The sequence below is a fragment of the Aliikangiella aequoris genome (assembly GCF_053709105.1).
Genome location: NZ_CM132298.1, coordinates 1,563,600 through 1,576,503 on the forward strand (window position 1 = coordinate 1,563,600; position 12,904 = coordinate 1,576,503).

Here is a 12,904-nt window from a genome sequence, read left to right on the forward strand (position 1 = left end):
TAAAATTGGACAGTCAAATTTTGAAATTCATTTGCCGAAACCAAGACCAGTTTCGTAACATTTTTTAGTTCGCGAGTTTATTGGTCAATTTAGTTTTTAAATCTGGAAGTGGCGGGAAAGATGCTACAAAAAACAAACCAGAAGCAGCCAAAATACCCACGAGTGTGGTGATTTAAATGTTGCTTTGTGAATGGAGTAGGTTTCGAAGTTATCCAGTACTAAACAGTTTTTCTAATTGCCGAGTTCCTTGAATCCATTGTTGCTCGAGTTGCTCAACCTTCGCTTTTATTGCATTAATGCCACCCACAAAGCGGCCATAGTTTCGACCATAATGTTGTATTTGGCTCAGCCAATGCGACTGGTTTATATTGAGCTGTGTGAGTACTGATTGAATGTTCGCAGGCAGTGCTGCTTTGTCGGGGTAGACTATTGCTTTACCGGTCCACTCCACTAGTGCTATATAGTCCTTAAGCTTAAAGTTTAACTTGCGCTCTTTTACCTGACCGGCTATCGCGGCAACCGCTTGATTAAGTTGTTCCGTGGTCATCGACTCAACGCGATGTTTAATACTGGTATGGTCGCTTTCTGGTAGCGACTTGGCAATGCCGGCTCTTATTGGGTTTAAGTCAACATAAGCCATACAAGCAAGCGCAGCCGACTCATCTAACAGCGCTTGTGAAGTAAAGCGCGACTCCCAAAAGTGGCCTTTACAGCCATCCTCTAAATTAGCCAGCCGAGCTAGTGGTTCATTTAAGCGTCGCATTAACCATGAAATATCTCCTAATCGTTTGCGGTAAGTGGCAAGCAGCTCATCATCATTGGCAATGGCCTGCAAGCGTAATTGGCGCTGTAATTGAAATTGTGGCTTGTCTAACTTACCAGGAAAAGCTCGTAACCAGCGCTCAGCGACTTCTCGATTTGACCACTGCTGAGGCGCTTTGGGGTTAGAGTAAACCACTAGGTGATAATGGTTGCTCATTACAGCATAAGAGTAGACTTCGATGGCAAACACCTTAGCCAGCTCAAGAATACGATTTTCTATCCAGAGACGACGGTGCTCAAAGCTTATGCCGGTTTCTTTATCAAACCCACACAAAAAAGTGCGTCTTACACAGCGGCTGATTAAATGATAATAACCGGGCGTTTCAGGATCAATTTGGTCTTTTCTGGGAATGGCCATGATTCGTCCTTGAGCATTGGATAGAAGAGCATTGTTGCAGAAAATATTTAACGCTTGAATAAGCAATACTTGATAAAAAGGTTAAGAGATTGGCGCTTGGGAGTGTAGGAAATTGACAGTAAGGTGACTGTCCAATTTAAAGATTAAATAAAGGTTTTAGGTATTGGGTAATTAACTGCTCAAACTGGGTAAATCTGTGGGAGCCATTAGGAAAAGTGTGCACGGGGTAGGTATGGTAAAGTTGCGTGAAAGTTTTATTCGAGTCAATTACTTCATCGTCCATGGCTAAAAATACCTGGCACTCTGCGCCTTTAGATTCCATCACTTTGTAGTCTTTAAAGTGCTCTAAGTCAGATTGAGTAACACTTATCTGTTGTTCTGCAGCCCCGTAGACAGAGAACTTCCCAAGCGGTAGAGATTGATCTGGGTTAAGCGACGGATTAATGATTATTGCTCTTTCGCCAAAACTTTCCGCAGCCCAACGGCTCCAAAATCCACCTAACGAAGTGCCAATAAGTATGACTTCTTCCTGCCCAGCGGTTCGGCTAAGTTCGTTAGATAAAGTTTTTGCTGCATTGACAGGCGAGTGTGGTTCATAATCTACCCCTTTGACTTTGTGCTCAGGGAAGTATTGGCGCAATAGATCTACTTTGTTGCTGTTGGGCGTACTTCTAAATCCATGCAAGTACCAAATATTCATTATGCTCTCTCGTTTCGAAAGCCCCGTTTTGTTGGTTTTGGGGCAAGTAAAAAGCTCCAATATACGGATTTTAGTTAAAATATTCAAACAATTAGGTTATCTTGGCTTTGCTTTTTATAGAAAAAGGTTATACTAGATTTTTCGATAAAGTGAGGTTGTGTAGTTGCGGTTTGGGCTTTTCCTTTTATTGTTAATAAGTAACTTTATTTTTGTTGAAGTGGCTCCTGCTGATGAGCCAGTAGATAAAGTGGCTGTTTTCTACCCGCAAATTAAAGAGCCTTATCGAACCATTTATAAACAAATCATTTCTGGCGTTAAAACACATACCAATAATCTTGAAGAGTTCGTGCTTTCACCTCAATTTAAAGTAGAAGAGGTCGTTGCTGAGTTAAAGTCACATGAAATCACTAAAGTGATAGTGCTTGGGCGATCGGGGTACAAATTAGCCAAACAGTTGCCACCAGAGTTTAAAGTTGTTTCTGGTGCATTACCGATTTCCCCTAATGGCGTTTCTGGTATTAGTCTTATATCTGATCCTCATAAACTTTTTTACTACCTTAAAATAGCAGCGCCAAATGTTAAAAAGGTTTATGTTGCTTATAGCGAGCATTCACAGTGGATTATAAAGCTGGCATTAGGAGCAGCAGAGCAGTTAGGTATTGAATTAATCACTAAAAAAGTATCAACGACCAAAGAGTCAATCCAGTATTATCAAGACTTATTTGACCAAATAGACTCAACGCAAAGTGCAATATGGTTGCCGCTTGATAGGATCGCATCGAATGATAAAATTACCTTACCGTTAATTTTGGAAAAAGCTTGGACAAAGGAAATAGTCGTTTTTTCAAGTAAGCCATCACATGCAAAGCGCGGTGCGCTGTTTTCTACTTACCCCGATAACTTTCACCTGGGCGAGCAATTAGCTCAATTAGTTTATGAGCTTGCCGCAGATAAAAATCTTAAAGCAGAGAAAAAATTTAAACCGCTGCAATCATTGCAGTTGGCAGTTAATCTACGAACTGCATCGCATTTGGGGCTTCACTATGAGCCTGAAACTAAAAAAAACTTTCAACTAGTTTTCCCCGAGTAGGCTGATGAATTTAAAACAGTTAATTAATTTTCAGTCAACATTAAAAAGCCAGTTAATTGCTTTTTTAATTTGCAGTATTTTATTTCTTTCACTAGTAACAAGCTTAACCACTGCTTGGCAAACCAGTACTAAAATTCAGCAGTCTACAATAGAAACAGGTTTAAGAATTGCAAAAAACTTTGCCGAACAATCCGTATTGGCCGCGCTTACTGCCAGCGAAGAAAATGCCGTGTCTGCACTTGAGCGTGCGATAGGGTTCGAGTCTGTTCTGGCTGCAACCATATTAAGTGAAAAAGGTGAAAAGCTTGTAGAAAAAAGAAAGCAAGCGCTCTCGTTAGATTTTGAGCATTTGACTCAGCAGATGGTAGAGCCTTCTTTAGTGCATGAAAATGATCAGGTTTGGGTTTTAGCGGCACCAATCGAATATGAAGAAGAAAATCTTGATGCAGAAAATATTGAACCCGAAAAGTCTGAACTAAGTAAACTGATTATTGGCTATGTTTTAGTGACTTATGATAAAAGCGAAATGCACAATATTCAGCGTTCTATTTTTACGAGTAACATTTTAACTGGGTTATTAATTGCGGTAGTGTTGTTTTTAATTATTCATTGGGGGATTAATAAATTAATCGCGCCTTTAATAGCGCTTTCCGAAACCATGAAAGTTAATCGTGACTCAAATGCTTTTGTTAAAGCAGAGACACGCGGTGCAGAAGAAATTAAGGCAATGGCCGTTGTGTTTAATCAAATGATAGAGAAGCTTCAGTCTAATCAGGTTGAACTAGAAAATCACCGAGACACCTTAGAGTCGGAAGTAGAAATACGCACCATGGAGCTGAAAGTGGCGCGCGACACAGCGCTAACGGCCAGCCGCCATAAGTCTGAGTTTTTGGCTAACATATCGCACGAACTGAGAACGCCGTTACAAGCCATAATTGGTTATACGGAATTAGTTAGAGAAGAACTTGATTCGGAAGGTCTGATTGATTTATCTGATGATTTAGCTAAGTCGACGCGTAGTGCATACCATCTGTTAGCATTAATAAATAATATACTCGACATGGCAAAAATAGAAGCGGGCAAAATGGATCTTTATATTCAAGCTGTCGACTTAGATTATTTGCTTAGTGATGCGTTAGAAACAATAAAACCAATGGCAGAAGCAAACAATAATCGCTTAATTCTAGTTAAAGGTGAGCTACCTCAGCAATTACCCTTAGATCGACAAAAGGTGATGCAAGTTTTACTTAATTTATTAAGTAATGCTTGTAAATTTACTCACGATGGTGAAGTGAAGCTTAGCGTAGATTTTGAGTCAGATAGCTTAAATATTACTATTGCCGACACAGGGATTGGGATTGCCAGTGATATGCTAGACTTTATTTTCGAAGAGTTCACTCAAGTTGATGGCTCACAAACCAGAAAATTTGAAGGTACTGGTTTAGGCATGGCAATAACCAAGAGTTTTTGTGATTTAATGCAGGCCAAAATTGACATTCAGAGTGAGTTAAATGTTGGGACATCATTTAGTTTAAAAATACCCGTTTTAGCCAAGCAGTCGATTGACGCTTAGTTAAACACTAACCATTAAAAAAAGGTAAAAAATGCTAACTAAAAATCGAGCAATAGCCATAGCAGTCGCACTCGTTTGTTTGCAAAATGCTAATGTAAAAGCCGAAGAAGTCGATGGCTTTGACGAGTTAGCTGATTTTTATGGTGACGAAGAATTCGTCAGTATTGCAACTGGTAGCAAAAAAACGATTGCTAAAGCGCCTGCAGTTGCGTCGGTGATTACCGCCAGCGAAATTAAGGCGATGGGAGCGCGTAATTTAGCGCAGGTTTTAGAGTCGGTCCCTGGTTTGCATGTGTCGAGAAGTGGCCAACTAATGGCGCCAGAGTTTTGGTTTAGAGGTATTACTTCAACTTTTAATCCGCAAACGTTAATGATGATTAACGGCGTTTCTACTAAAAGTTCAGTGCGCGGTGATAGTCATGTGGTATGGGGTGAATTTCCTATTCATGCGATTGAAAGAATAGAGATTATTCGAGGACCTGGTTCAGCATTGTATGGCGCCGATGCTTTTTCTGGGGTAATTAATATTATTACTAAAACGGGGCATAGTGAAACAAGCCATTCTGTGGGCGCTTTAGTAGGCAGTTTTAATACCAAAAATATTTGGGCAAATAATCAAATTAATGTTGCAGACTGGCGCTTTGCCTCTAACTTTGAGTTGATGTATTCCGATGGCTATGATGGCATTATCAATGCTGATGCGCAAACAGCCATTGATAATTTTGCTGCTGGCTTTAATCTACCGCCAGTGTCAAAAGCTCCAGCTAAAGTGGCAATGCAGTTTAAAGCAATTGATTGGTGGGGAAGTGCACAAAACGATTATTTTTCGATTGATTTTGGCTGGATGCAAAGAAAAGATCTTGGTACAGGTAATGGCGCAGCAGAAGTTCTTGATCCTCACGGCAAAACCAGTGGATATAAAAAGATATTTAAATTACAGCAAAAAAAGTACGCTTTAAATGAGTTTTTAAATTTAACTACAACACTCAGTCATTATGCGTCAGCCCAACAGGTAGATGAAGACTTTCGCTTGTTTCCAGAAGGCGCATTTCTAGGCGCTTTTCCCAATGGTTTTATTGGAAATCCAGAATGGAAAGAAGAAACAACTAAAGCCGAGATGAGCTTTAATTACACTGGATTTGATAAAACTGAGTTAATGTTTGGCGCAGGTTATGAGCGACAAAATCTTTATCAAGTGACTGAAGAAAAGAATTTTTACGCTGACTTTTCGCCGCGACCAAACGGCTTAGAAGATGTTTCTGATACGCCAGAGGTGTTTATGCCAGAAGCGGATAGAGAAAGCCATTTTGTTTATTTGCAGTCAGTATCTCAGCTATATAGGGATTGGGAACTTACCGCTGGCGCTCGCCTTGATGACTACTCTGACTTTGGTAGCACTTTCAATCCTAGAGCGGCATTAGTTTGGTCTACGTCAAGTCAGTTGACCAGCAAACTGTTATATGGAAGAGCTTTTAGGGCACCGGCTTTTGCGGAATTAATTGTAGTTAATAATCCAATTGCATTAGGTAACCCAAATTTAAAACCTGAAACTATCGACACTTTAGAGCTTGCTTTTGCGTATCAGTATTCGGGTGATCTTTCGATGGATTTTAATATTTACCATTATAAAATTGAAGACTTTATTACTTTTATGCCCGATACCAATGGCGTGACGGCAACCGCACAAAATGTCGGTAAGCGCAGTGCTAATGGCTTTGAAGCCAGTAGCCAATATTTAGTTTCTAATAATCTAAAACTACAGGCTAATATTGCGTATGTAAAAGCAACCGACGACTTAGCTAATCAAGCCGTTGGTGACTATCCGGAGTGGCAGTTTTATTTAAAATCTGATTGGAAGCTAAATGATCATTGGAAACTTAACGGTCAACTCATTCATGTGGGTGAAAGAGAACGAACTCCCGGCGATATTAGAGAGCCGCTATCTGGGTATAGTTTAATTAATCTAGTGGCGACTTATCAATTTACGGGTACGCAGACTCGACTTGAGCTTTTAGTTAACAACTTATTCAATGAGACTGTGTATGAACCTAGTTCGGCAAGCGAAACATTCGGGCAAATTAATATTCCAAACGATTTACCGCAAGCGGGAAGAGGAATTTATTTAAAGTTAAGTCAAGTTTTTTAATGGTTTAGCTGCGCATAAATTTATAACCATTTACGTTTCTTTTTGCCAATATAATTGATTCGGCTACAACGAATAGGGAGAAAACTACCTGGCGGATTCTCTCTAGCTTCTATATAACAGGGTGGCATACCCGCGAAGGCTGCGGGCGTCATAAAGAGATGGAACTCCTGCGGCGTAAAACCTAGATCTGCGCCTATTGCTGCGTAAACAGCCACAATATTGATTTGCTGTGCTTTTTCTTGCTGTAAAATATTGGCAATTGCTAATGCAAGTTTAAAGTGTTCTCCACCAGCTAAGTCTCTGTCTGTCGCAAATTTTATTAAGTGGGGGACTCGTTCATCACTACTTGCTAAAGGGCGACCATATCCGTAGATGATCTTGTTTGATGCCAGTTCATCTTTAACTATTTGAGTTATAGCAATACCTTCTGTTTGTTTAATCGCTGCTCGGTATAAAAAATCGATACAGGCTTTGAGTGGTTTAGCCGCATACAAATTGGCTTCAAATGCTGATAAACCGCTACTTAAACCCAGTATAGGCGTACTCCGAGAATTTGCCGCAAGTGCTGCAATTTGATTTGGCCAAATAGACTTGTCAGGATAACTGGTGCTAACCCACATAAAATTTAGTAATTCCAGTTGGGGTGGGGTAAATTCTCTACCAGTAATGCCATAAACGAACAGCTCAAGCCAGGACATTTTGTTACATTGCGTATGCAAATCTTTTCCGCGGTAAACCACTCGTTCAGCTAAAAATGCTTTACCCATTCGGGTAACAATTTTATCTTCGTGCTGCAATAAATCTTGTAAACTCATCTTAGCGCTCCCGTTTAGATAAATTTTCACATTCAGCCGGTTCCACTTGCTCACCTGGTGAGCTAGAGGCTTTCGGATCGTCAGTTAAAATGGTATCTCGTCCAAAAAATGGAAATTTTCGCCAGCCTAATTCTTCTTGCTCCAATGCGTGAGCGGCCGCACCGGGTAGTCGCAAGATTAAAAATAACATCTCTGCTTGTTTGTGGGTAAAACCAAGTTCGTAAAATACGCAACTAACGACACCATTGAGACTGAGCGGGTAACCAACTTTTGACTCTAACATTGCCCGATTATTTTTAAGCCACAATAAGCTGCCGTTAATACTCAATTCACTAAAAAATTTTAATGCATCAATCACGAGCTGGTGGCACTCATCACTATTAGGGTCGAAGCCGGGAACTTGTTCAAAGGGCTCCCAAACCTCAACAGCTGAAGAATATTGATTAGGATTTTGAATAAACTCAAGCCAGGCATGATGATCGTGATGAGCACAAGCCCAGTGCTTGAGCAAACAGCTGACTTCTTGTGCGCCCCCAAATTGACCCGCACTAACGCCAACTGCCGCAATAATACAAGCAGCAGCAGTCGAGCCGCCAACTCCGGCATTCATCGCAGCTCTTACGCCATTATCTCTAAAACCTGGATTAGCGATAAGTAATGCTAGCTTTTCAAATAGCTTTGCTTCGCTAGAAGTAGGGCGCTCTGATTTAAAAAGTAAATAAATTAGCTCACTCCAGCTTGCATTAGGAAGAATTTCTTGGCACAAATTAAATCCGTGAATATAGGCTTGATGACTAGCAAACGGATTATTTTGGGGAGCTTCTTCAAACCAAATGCTTGTGGTATATTGCGGCGGTTGTTGTGACATAAGGTTAGCCTCCTGGAGTCATGGTTTGTTGCTTAAGATCTTTGACTCTTTGACCCATTGGTGGAACCTCATTTGCGTCGATTCGAATATCAATTAACGTTGGTGCTGGTTTTGCGCCTAGCCGCTGCCAATCAATTTGAGTAAGCTCTTGTGGGGTGTTAATTACCATCCCTTCAACTCCCATTGCTTGAGCAATTTTTGCAAAGTCAATGAGCGGAAGCTCAAATCCTATTTGCGCAGCACCACCAAGCTTTTGTCCATGTTTTACCATTCCTAGTTCGCTATCATTAAAAACAATATAGATGACAGGAAGTTGGTGTTGCAGTGCCACGGTAATTTCTTGTCCAGACATAAGATAACTGCCGTCTCCTGTGACACAAACAGAAGGTTGCTTTGAAGCGAAACAATTACCTATGGCAGCACCAATCGCCCATCCCATGGAGCCGAATCCCATGGCGATATGGTAGAAACCTTTTGCGCTGGCGCGGTGAAAATAGTGAGTAAACCATGCCCATGCATTACCCGCATCAATATGAATACGAAAGTTAGAGGGAAGGTTGCGAGCAAGTTCGGTGACAATGCGTTGTGGTTTGAGTGGAATAGCATCACTATGGCAGGCAGCGGGATTATCTAAGCGAATTTGATAGCCATGATCACTGCTTGGTTTATCAAGCGCAAGGAATTGATTTTTTACAGGATCTTCTAATTCCCAAGTTCGCCCCCATTTTAATCCTTGCCGAACTTCCTGAGAGAGGTGAGTAAATATGCTTTGAATATCGCCGCAAACATGCAGTCTGGCCATTGGCGAACGGCTAAAATGCTCTACACTGCAATCGACGTGAACAAGCCTTTCATTTAGCAACTCGCTTTGCCAGCCAGCAGTACCTAGTTCGGTTATAGGTGTTCCAACAGCTATCAGTAAGTCTATGGTTTTATCATTGATAGTCAGCTGTGCACTTTCGTGTCCAGCAAAACCAAATACCCCTCGATACAAGGGGTGAAATCCATTTACCCAGCGCTTACCAGCTGGGCCGGTGATTATTGGAGAGCGAGTTAACTCTGCAAACTCCATAATTGAATGAATTGCACTGCCACAGCCTTTACCTAAAAATAGGGCAACCCGTTTTGCACTAGAAATCATTTCGGTAAGGCTTTCAAGCGCATGAGTGTCGGTGAGCTTAAACTGATGAATAAGCGTCCCGACGCTAGTTAAGTTTGGTGTCGCACACGGGCTGCGTAATATGTCTGCCGGAATACTAATATGCGCGGGGCCGGTCGGCGCACGATAAGCAGCATTAATCGCTCCACCTAATTTGGTAATGAGCTGCTCTGTATGTGAAATTAAAGTATTGTAGCGCGTACAGTGGCGGAACATGCCGATGGTATCAATTGCGGTACAGGATGACTCTTGCAATGCATTGCGGCCAAATTTGGGAAGCGGCGTTTGTGCTGTAATCACTAGCATTGGAATGTTGTCTGCATATGCCGACGCCACGCCGGTAATTAAATTAGTTGCTCCGGGGCCTGTGGTGGCACAGCAAACGCCTATTCGACCAGTTTCCCGCGCATAGCCTTCAGCCATAAATGCGGCGCCCGTTTCGTGACGCGCTACAACTACTTGAATGTTTGATTGTTGTTGCCTTGCTACAGCATTATAAAGTGGCTCTATGGCACCACCGGGCACGCCAAAAATAAACTCTACACCGAGTAAAGATAAATATCGGACAAGTAAGTCGGCATTATCTAATTGGAGTTGAGTTGATGAGCTAGGGGGTAAAAGCTTATTTTGGGGGGAATTAATCGCCATACAATACCTCTGTGCCGATTGTTAGTTACTACAATAAAGTACAAGTGTAGAACAAAAATCACTCAAAAGAGATATTTTAGAAGTTTTTTGCTATATACGCAGTCTATTTGTCTATCAATCAGATTTTAGGCTTTTATCTTGCTTAAAATTGGCTGCGCTAGACTTTCAATTGGTTGGGGTTTACCTAGGTGATAGCCTTGGGCATAAGTAATACCAATTTCTGTTAGCAACTCTAGGGTCGCTTGGTTTTCTACAAATTCTGCCACGGTTGTTTTGCCGAGCGCATTGGCTACTTCTAGTATGGCTTTAACGAGCGCTAAGTCTACTGGGTTATGGGTTAAGTCGACAATGAACGAGCCATCAATTTTAACCGATTGTGCTGGTAGCTGTTTGAGATAATTAAAGGTACTAAAGCCAGTCCCAAAGTCATCAATTGAAAACTCACACCCTAAGCGGCTTAACCTTGAGACAATACTTCGAGTCATGGCAATATTAGTTAAGCTATCACTTTCGGTTAATTCAAAAATTATGCGGGTTGGGCAAACTTGATAATCTTTTATGGTATTTTTAATTAATGGCACCAATCTTTCGTCACTAAAACCTTGAGCCGATAGATTAATAGATACTTTATGGAGTTGCGGATATTCTGCTAAATACTTTATCGCTGTGCGAATCACTTGCTGGTCAAGCAGGTTCATATGACCCTCTCTTTCTAGGGCCGGAATAAACTCTCCTGGACTTACAATTCTATTGTCTATGGTGAGCCTTACTAAGGCTTCATAATAAGCAACTTTACCGGAGCTTATTTCAATTATGGGTTGAAAGTAGAGGGCTAAGTTATCATCGGCCACTGCTTGATGTAAAATGCGACTCCATTCTAGTGAGTCTTGCAGTTCTACACTATGCGCATCGGCTTTATCAAAAACATGAGCTAGATTTCTACCTTGGCGCTTGGCCGCATAAAGTGCAATATCGGCTTGTTTCATATATTCAGTAGACTGGCTCTCAAGGCCGCTAATTTCAGTAATGCCAATTGAGCAATTTAAGCTAAAGTTATGTTCACTTAAATTAAACTGGTATTGAGTTAAATTTTCACAAAGTTGAGTTGCGACTTCAAAGCCTTGTTGTGCAGTGGTGTTTGCGAGTAACACGGCGAACTCGTCACCCCCAATACGGGCTAAAATATCAGAGTCTTGCACTTGGCTTTGAATGAGCTCGGCAATGGTTTTTAAAACACTATCTCCTCGGTGATGTCCGAGTGTGTCGTTGATGACTTTAAAGTGATCTAAGTCAATATAGAGTAAACAATGTGGCCCATTCCCTTTAGCGGCGGTGGCGCTAAATTGACGTAACTCGGTTTCAAAAAAGTGGCGATTAAACAGTCCGGTTAAGCTGTCATGCATTGCCATGTATTCTAATTCTTGTTGGGCTTTTTTTCGCTCCGAAATATCGTCGATAGTGCCAGAAATATAGTGAGTTTGGTGTTTAGCATTTAAATTGATTTCAAATTTAGCTTCTACCCACTTATGTTCGCTATGCCGGTGAATTAGCTGAAATTCAACACAGTGTGAAAAGCTATCTCCTTGAGTAATAGAGTCTAACAGGCTTTGATTGTGCTGCTTAGAAAGCTTTTGATTGGACATAAACTGAGTTAAGGGTTTGCCGAGTGCTTCAAAAACGTTTAAACCGGTCAGTTTTTCCCAAGCCTTACTTAAAAATAAAATGCAGCCGTGATTATCAAGTTCAATTATGACGCTACCTAAGCGATCGAGCAGTTGTTGATGGGCTTCTGAAAGCTCCATATATTGTGACTTGCTGACTTTGAGAGAATTCACTTTATCTGCAAACTGTGCGTTACTGATAATAAAGTCATCACGGCGGGTGGCGCTCTCACATACTTGACGAAGCTCTGTGGCTTTAAAAGGTTTGGTCACAAAGTCAGCCGCGCCAGCAAGCATCAACTCTTCAGCTAATGCTAAAGTATGATTGGCCGTCATTATTACGACTGACTGTGACGGTGTCTCTTGCATCATTTGTTGTAAAACTTTATTTCCACTCATGCCCGGTAGCATTACGTCGAGCAATACAAGCGAGTAGTTTTTAGTGCGCCATAACTCCAGTCCTGTTTCGCCATTAGTGGCGCTGTCTATTTGAAACTTACTTTGCAGGATTCGAGTAACTAGCTCTAATGTATCGGGGTTGTCTTCAATAACCAGTAAAGAGGGCTTTTCGATTTGCTTAATATGCTTTATATCGTGATCTTTCATCAGCGAAATGAGTTTGTGGCGGTTTTCGTAAGAGATAAGCGCGTTGACGCCAAATTCTCGCGCGGTTGCTGTGGCTATGTGCTCACACCAGGTATTCGCGATAATTATGTAGGGCGTTTTTTTATGCGTATTAAAAATGCCTGAGCGGACTAGTCTTGCAAGCTTCCATCCGTCAAACCGACCTAAATTAATGTTACTGATAATAAGATCAAAGCGTGTTGTCTTTAAAAATGATATGGCGCTTTCTGCATCGCTAGCCGGTACTATTTGACAGTCTATTTCACTTTCTAAAAGTTGGCTTAAAGTTTCAAGACGTTCGAAATCGTTATTAATTAGCAAAACTTTACATTGTTGTTTTATATTTTGCATAACTTCCTAAAGTGTGTGGCAGACTAAAGTTTCAATAAGTCGTATTGTTATCTATTTTTCTATTTATTCATGGTCAATAACCATAGCAT

Annotated in this window: 9 protein-coding genes; 3 read left to right on the forward strand and 6 right to left on the reverse strand. The window is 41.1% G+C overall.

The features are described from left to right. Window positions 1–208 precede the first annotated feature (208 nt). Complete coding sequence (locus ACUR5C_RS06850) at window positions 209–1,180, reverse strand: transposase (RefSeq protein WP_454465862.1); 972 nt, start codon at window positions 1,178–1,180, stop codon at window positions 209–211. Between the two features lie 136 nt (window positions 1,181–1,316). Then, window positions 1,317–1,880, reverse strand: coding sequence for a YqiA/YcfP family alpha/beta fold hydrolase (locus ACUR5C_RS06855; protein ID WP_454467610.1), 564 nt, complete (start codon window positions 1,878–1,880; stop codon window positions 1,317–1,319). Window positions 1,881–2,067: 187 nt separating this feature from the next. Here ACUR5C_RS06855 and ACUR5C_RS06860 point away from each other — a divergent pair, with 187 nt between their 5' ends. From ACUR5C_RS06860 to ACUR5C_RS06870, 3 genes are read left to right on the forward strand one after another with little or no spacing between them, the layout of a single operon-like run. Next, the gene (locus ACUR5C_RS06860) at window positions 2,068–2,970 is read left to right on the forward strand and encodes an ABC transporter substrate binding protein (RefSeq protein ID WP_454467611.1); all 903 of its coding nucleotides are present in this window, start codon (window positions 2,068–2,070) and stop codon (window positions 2,968–2,970) included. A 4-nt stretch (window positions 2,971–2,974) separates the two neighbouring features. Beyond that, complete coding sequence (locus tag ACUR5C_RS06865) at window positions 2,975–4,543, forward strand: sensor histidine kinase (RefSeq protein WP_454467612.1); 1,569 nt, start codon at window positions 2,975–2,977, stop codon at window positions 4,541–4,543. 31 nt (window positions 4,544–4,574) lie between these two features. Next, window positions 4,575–6,689 (forward strand): TonB-dependent receptor plug domain-containing protein, encoded by a 2,115-nt coding sequence (locus ACUR5C_RS06870; RefSeq protein ID WP_454467613.1) that lies wholly within the window; start codon window positions 4,575–4,577, stop codon window positions 6,687–6,689. A 20-nt stretch (window positions 6,690–6,709) separates the two neighbouring features. On the opposite strand, the gene ACUR5C_RS06875 is transcribed toward ACUR5C_RS06870, so the two are convergent. The 4 genes from ACUR5C_RS06875 to ACUR5C_RS06890 all read right to left on the reverse strand — a co-directional run bounded on the left by ACUR5C_RS06875 (window position 6,710) and on the right by ACUR5C_RS06890 (window position 12,815). Next, entirely contained in the window at window positions 6,710–7,504 is a 795-nt protein-coding gene (locus tag ACUR5C_RS06875) for a citrate/2-methylcitrate synthase (RefSeq protein WP_454467614.1), read from the reverse strand. A gap of 1 nt (window position 7,505) precedes the next feature. Next, window positions 7,506–8,372 (reverse strand): citrate synthase family protein, encoded by an 867-nt coding sequence (locus ACUR5C_RS06880; protein WP_454467615.1) that lies wholly within the window; start codon window positions 8,370–8,372, stop codon window positions 7,506–7,508. Window positions 8,373–8,376: 4 nt separating this feature from the next. Further along, window positions 8,377–10,179: a thiamine pyrophosphate-binding protein gene (locus ACUR5C_RS06885; RefSeq protein ID WP_454467616.1), complete on the reverse strand. Its 1,803-nt coding sequence runs from the start codon at window positions 10,177–10,179 to the stop codon at window positions 8,377–8,379. A gap of 125 nt (window positions 10,180–10,304) precedes the next feature. After that, window positions 10,305–12,815: a GGDEF/EAL domain-containing response regulator gene (locus ACUR5C_RS06890; protein ID WP_454467617.1), complete on the reverse strand. Its 2,511-nt coding sequence runs from the start codon at window positions 12,813–12,815 to the stop codon at window positions 10,305–10,307. Window positions 12,816–12,904 lie beyond the last annotated feature (89 nt).

Excerpts from the sequence above, each read along its gene's own strand:
- ACUR5C_RS06880 (WP_454467615.1), bottom strand. The coding sequence starts at position 8,372 with ATGTCACAACAACCGCCGCAATATACCACAAGCATTTGGTTTGAAGAA.
- ACUR5C_RS06885 (WP_454467616.1), bottom strand. The coding sequence starts at position 10,179 with ATGGCGATTAATTCCCCCCAAAATAAGCTTTTACCCCCTAGCTCATCA.
- ACUR5C_RS06850 (WP_454465862.1), bottom strand. The coding sequence starts at position 1,180 with ATGGCCATTCCCAGAAAAGACCAAATTGATCCTGAAACGCCCGGTTAT.
- ACUR5C_RS06870 (WP_454467613.1), top strand. The coding sequence starts at position 4,575 with ATGCTAACTAAAAATCGAGCAATAGCCATAGCAGTCGCACTCGTTTGT.
- ACUR5C_RS06865 (WP_454467612.1), top strand. The coding sequence starts at position 2,975 with ATGAATTTAAAACAGTTAATTAATTTTCAGTCAACATTAAAAAGCCAG.
- ACUR5C_RS06875 (WP_454467614.1), bottom strand. The coding sequence starts at position 7,504 with ATGAGTTTACAAGATTTATTGCAGCACGAAGATAAAATTGTTACCCGA.
- ACUR5C_RS06890 (WP_454467617.1), bottom strand. The coding sequence starts at position 12,815 with ATGCAAAATATAAAACAACAATGTAAAGTTTTGCTAATTAATAACGAT.
- ACUR5C_RS06855 (WP_454467610.1), bottom strand. The coding sequence starts at position 1,880 with ATGAATATTTGGTACTTGCATGGATTTAGAAGTACGCCCAACAGCAAC.